Genomic DNA, 4,174 nt, shown 5'->3' with positions numbered 1-4,174 from the left:
CAGCGGCTGACGAGAACGAGGAAGGAGAGGACCGCAGCCCATGGCCCAAGAGTCAGAAGCCGACGACGCAGCAGCCCGGCGACAGGCACGAGCCCGGCGCCACATCCAGGTCGTCACCGAGACCCAGATGCGGCTCCGACAACTGGAGGCGGCCCAGCGGGCCGCACACGCCGCTCCGCCGCTGCCCAGGCCCGTCCCACCGCAGCACTACTACGCCGAACTGAACGCGCCGACCATGGCAGCCCGAACACGCTGAACGGCCCGTCACGCGAAGGGGGCTGGCTTCCCCAGATCATCCGGGGAAGCCAGCCCCCTTCGCGTGACGGGCCGTTGCTCAAGTGCCCTGTGGAGGGCTCACCCGTCCCCGCACCGCATCCCGGTACTCGGCGCTGCCCGTGAACGGCACACGGGTGCGGGGCTGGTGGTAGCCGTTCGCGCACTCGCCCAGGTACATCCGCGGAAGGCGCTCCAGTACCCGGGCCAGACCGTCGTGCCACAAGTACGGTCCGGCGGCCGCATCCTGCCCCGTCGGGTTGTAGGCGGACTCCCAGCCCGTCCACAGTGCCGTCAGCTCCTGGCGGGCCGATCCGTGCAGGTACCAGCACTGGCGCGGGAGCTGATCGGTCGACAGCTCGAACTCGTCCGCCAGCCAAAGCACCCAGTCCACGAACTTGTCCCACAGCTCCTGGTACTGGTCCTCGGGAACGGTGCGCCAGTCGATGGCGGCCCCCGGCACCCTCTCGCCCTCGGCGGGTGCTCCGCCCGCCGCCGGGCCGCCGCCCACCGCTCCGGCGGCTGCCTGCTGAGGGACCGTGCTGAGCTGCCGCTCGATCTCGGTGAGCCGATTGGTGATGATCTTCTGTTCACCGTTGAAGGCGTCCAGCGCGTCGAGCAGCGGCTGAAACGGGTCTTCCTCCGGCTCCTCCAGGCCGAACTCATCGCTGTCAGCCACCGTTTTGCGCCTCTCGCAGAGCGGCGTCAGTCGCGTCCTTGATCTCCGCAGCACGTGAGCTTTCGTGGATGCGCTCGAACTTGACCTTGGTGACCTTGGTACGGCGGTGCACCACGAGTCCGTGTCGCTCGGGGATCATGCGGATGTCGGCCGGCTCCAGCACCGCCCGGCGTCGGGTCGACACGGAGACTGACATGCTATCTCCGCTGTCCGATATCGACTCCGTGTCCTCTTCGAACTCTCCCGCCAAAGCGCTGTAGGTCTTCAGTTCCTGCTCGTCGCTGACGCCACCAAGAATTATCTTCACAGTGGCTGCGGCGAACATTTTTCGAACGCCGATCTCTCCCCACCTCTCCTGAGCCTGAGCGAGATTCTGGAGCACGGCAACAACGAAAATGTTCTGCGATCCGCTGACGCTCATGAGAGACGGAATCTGGGGGAGCGGCGCAACATTCGCCAACTCGTCACCGAAGAAACCAAGCGGCGGGTCGAGCCGCCCGTTCGGCATCTTCGCGGCAATTTTCTTCCCGGTATCCAGAATGGACCGGGTGAAGGCCGCCATAATCGGGGCGAGGCTACTTCCCTCGTCTTCCTCGCCGATTAGGAACAACGTTCCACCGGTGCGCAGCCAGTGCTCGATGCTGAACAGGGACGGATCCTTCGGGTCCGCTGCAAAGATCTGCGCCACCAACGGGTCATACAGGGCGGTGAAACTCTGCTCCGCGGTACGCCACGAGGCGCTGCGCTCCTCAGGTGCCGCGGCATGCTGAGCCGCCAAGGCGCGGGCAAGATCTGACCTCCCGTGCCTGGCGAGGATGTCCACCGGCTCGCGGATGCTGGGCGCCGTGGCCCAGCGCAGCAAGTTCATTGCTCCAAGCCCTTCCAGGGCGGCCGCGTGAAGCCAGCAGGTAATCAAGATCTGCGCATTCATCGCGAAATAGCCGCCATTTTTCGTTCCCTCCTCAGAGTTCGTGGTGGACGTAAGTGTCTCGGCTCGTTTCCGGGCGGTCGTGAAATCCTCGCAGCCGTCGACGAGCGACCATCGCAACTGATGCGGCCATCCCGAAAGAGCCGTCGGATCGAGAACCTGCACCGGTCCGTGCCGTTCCCGCAGCTTCGCGGTGGCGTAGAGGACGTCAACCTTTGAACTGGTCGCCAGGACTGTTCCCTCGAAATCGAGGATCCCAGGCATGATGATCTGGCTCGTCTTGCCCTCTCGAGGCGGCGCAATCAGGAGAATCGTTTCCTCGATCGGTACCCACAGTGGGACACCTGTCGGATCCGAAACCCCGATGTGGACGGCGACGGACTTCACGCTTGGCTTCGCCACCGACAGCCCCTGATCGGCCTTGCGGAGCCTGGCAGGCAGTAGGGATTGAGCCTTAGACGAGGACCCGGCCGCCTTGGCCTGCTTGGCCAGACTGGGGCGTAGGGCGGGGAGTCGGGACAACGCATAGCCCTCGCCGAGAGCCGCCTCCAACTCCCCCCTGGTAGCCAGGCCATCAGTGCCCTCGGAATTCCACGCCGACCACCTGCGCCAGGCCTTGCGCCCAAGCACTGCGGCACCAACAGCGGTGGCAAGGAGCAGGGGGTAGAAAATCAGCGCATGGCCCACCCCGGCCCCGGGCGGGAACGCCCTCCCTGGGTTCAAGGGGTCCGATGGGAGCTTCACCAGCGCCTGACCCGCCGCCGACCAGGACACGGCGGCGAGCCGGCCGTGGTTGAGTAGGCCGGAGACTGCCGCGGCCACCCACATCAAGAAGGACCCGGCGACCACCGCCGCGATCCCGAACAGCCACCAGCCGTCGCGGAACAGGTGCAGCCGTATCCCGCTATGGGGTGTGACCACCTTGCCGTTCACACGCCACCCCCCTTGCGCAAGGGCACAACGGGGACGGTGAGGGCCCCGGTGGGCGCATTGCGCTTCTCCGTCATCCTGCTGTCCGTGTTCGTCAGCTGGATTTCGGTCTGCGACCGGATGTGCTCCACCAGGAGCACCCGCTTCCCCACCTGCCACACGGCTCTGCCGGGCGCGCACAGATTGGCGGGATCCGTGATGGCTGCAACTGCCCACTTCGGCAGTTGCAGGTAGTCAGCCGTGATCTGAGCTTCGTGTTGGTCGAGGTGGTAAATCACCCTCGTGGCACTGAGTTTGAGGATGGCCGCAGCTTCAGGAGTATCAGCGATGAGCAAGTCGCCGAGGTGATGGAGGATCGACCAGAAGCTCAGCCCCAACCGGCGGCCGTACCGCATGAACTCCTCGAACAACCTGGCCACAGCACGGTGCGACAGGATGTGCCAGGCTTCCTCGACGATCAACGTCCTCTTGACGTCGTCGTCCTCCTTCAGCCAGCCGAACCGAAGCCACGGCCCGATCACAGCCATGAGGAGTGGCATCGCGACACCCTCTCGGGGCAGCTGTGCCAGGTCGAAGACAATCAGCCGTGCATCGAGGTCGATGCCGTCCGACGTAGGGCCATTGAAGAGACCGGCCAGCTCCCGATTCGGGGCACACAGCTTGTCCAGGGCGAGTGAGGCAGGCTGGCCCCACACGACCAGGTCCTCCGCGCTGATCTCGCGCTGACCGAGCTTGGCCGCGACGGGATGTGTCAGTGCGTTGTGCACGTCGGACAACACTGGTACTCGCTGCTCGGATGCCGCGAACTGCAGGGCCACCGAATGGGCCTGTGACAACGCGAAGTCGGTCTCCGACGACAGCGCGCCGGCCAGAATCTCGACCATCGAGGACAGCACGCGAAACTGATGGCGAGCTGGAATCCGGGGATCCAGGGGGTTGAGCCTTACCCCCTGGCCGGAGCCGCCGTAGACCAGACGGATCGGCGTGATGCCGAGACTGCGAGCGATCTGATCCCACTCTCCACGGCCGTCTTCCCCCTGCGCGTCGAGGATGCAGAACGAACGGTTGCGAAAACGCAGCTGACGCAGAACATACGTCTTCTCCAGCGCGGACTTCCCGTGCCCGGACTTGCCGAGCACCAGGACATGGCCACTGGCCAGACGCTCGCGGGCCGTCGGGTCGTACAGCACGAACGGGTCGTATATCCAGGCCCGCCCGCTGTAGATCTCCCGGCCGATGATGACGCCACGCGGATCCAAGCTGGGCGCGCCCACTGCGGGATACAGACCACATGCCTGCATCGTCGTGGTTCGCACCGCACGCCGGCGGGTGGCGGACTGAGGCAGGATCATGCGCAGCATGGG

At 65.5% G+C, this 4,174-nt stretch carries 4 protein-coding genes; 1 reads left to right on the top strand and 3 read right to left on the bottom strand.

Annotated features, from left to right (window positions below; genetic code table 11):
• Positions 1-40: 40 nt before the first annotated feature.
• The gene (locus tag ACZ4VK_RS26290) at positions 41-256 is read left to right on the top strand and encodes a hypothetical protein (RefSeq protein WP_468356721.1); all 216 of its coding nucleotides are present in this window, start codon (positions 41-43) and stop codon (positions 254-256) included.
• A gap of 78 nt (positions 257-334) precedes the next feature.
• Here ACZ4VK_RS26290 and ACZ4VK_RS26285 read toward each other — a convergent pair whose 3' ends face one another.
• Genes ACZ4VK_RS26285 through ACZ4VK_RS26275 form a run of 3 tightly spaced genes read right to left on the bottom strand, consistent with a single transcriptional unit; the run spans position 335 to position 4,171 of the window.
• Entirely contained in the window at positions 335-952 is a 618-nt protein-coding gene (locus tag ACZ4VK_RS26285) for a hypothetical protein (RefSeq protein ID WP_468356718.1), read from the bottom strand.
• Positions 945-2,813: a type IV secretory system conjugative DNA transfer family protein gene (locus ACZ4VK_RS26280; RefSeq protein WP_468356715.1), complete on the bottom strand. Its 1,869-nt coding sequence runs from the start codon at positions 2,811-2,813 to the stop codon at positions 945-947. Before ACZ4VK_RS26280 ends, ACZ4VK_RS26285 begins: the two co-directional genes overlap by 8 nt.
• Entirely contained in the window at positions 2,810-4,171 is a 1,362-nt protein-coding gene (locus ACZ4VK_RS26275; RefSeq protein WP_468356712.1) for an ATP/GTP-binding protein, read from the bottom strand. Before ACZ4VK_RS26275 ends, ACZ4VK_RS26280 begins: the two co-directional genes overlap by 4 nt.
• Positions 4,172-4,174 lie beyond the last annotated feature (3 nt).

This window comes from Streptomyces sp. NPDC028711, from assembly GCF_055565415.1.
Note: the sequence above shows the minus strand (reverse complement) of the source record. Positions and strands in the feature narration are given on the sequence as shown.

Excerpts from the sequence above, each read along its gene's own strand:
- ACZ4VK_RS26290 (WP_468356721.1), top strand. The coding sequence starts at position 41 with ATGGCCCAAGAGTCAGAAGCCGACGACGCAGCAGCCCGGCGACAGGCA.
- ACZ4VK_RS26275 (WP_468356712.1), bottom strand. The coding sequence starts at position 4,171 with ATGCTGCGCATGATCCTGCCTCAGTCCGCCACCCGCCGGCGTGCGGTG.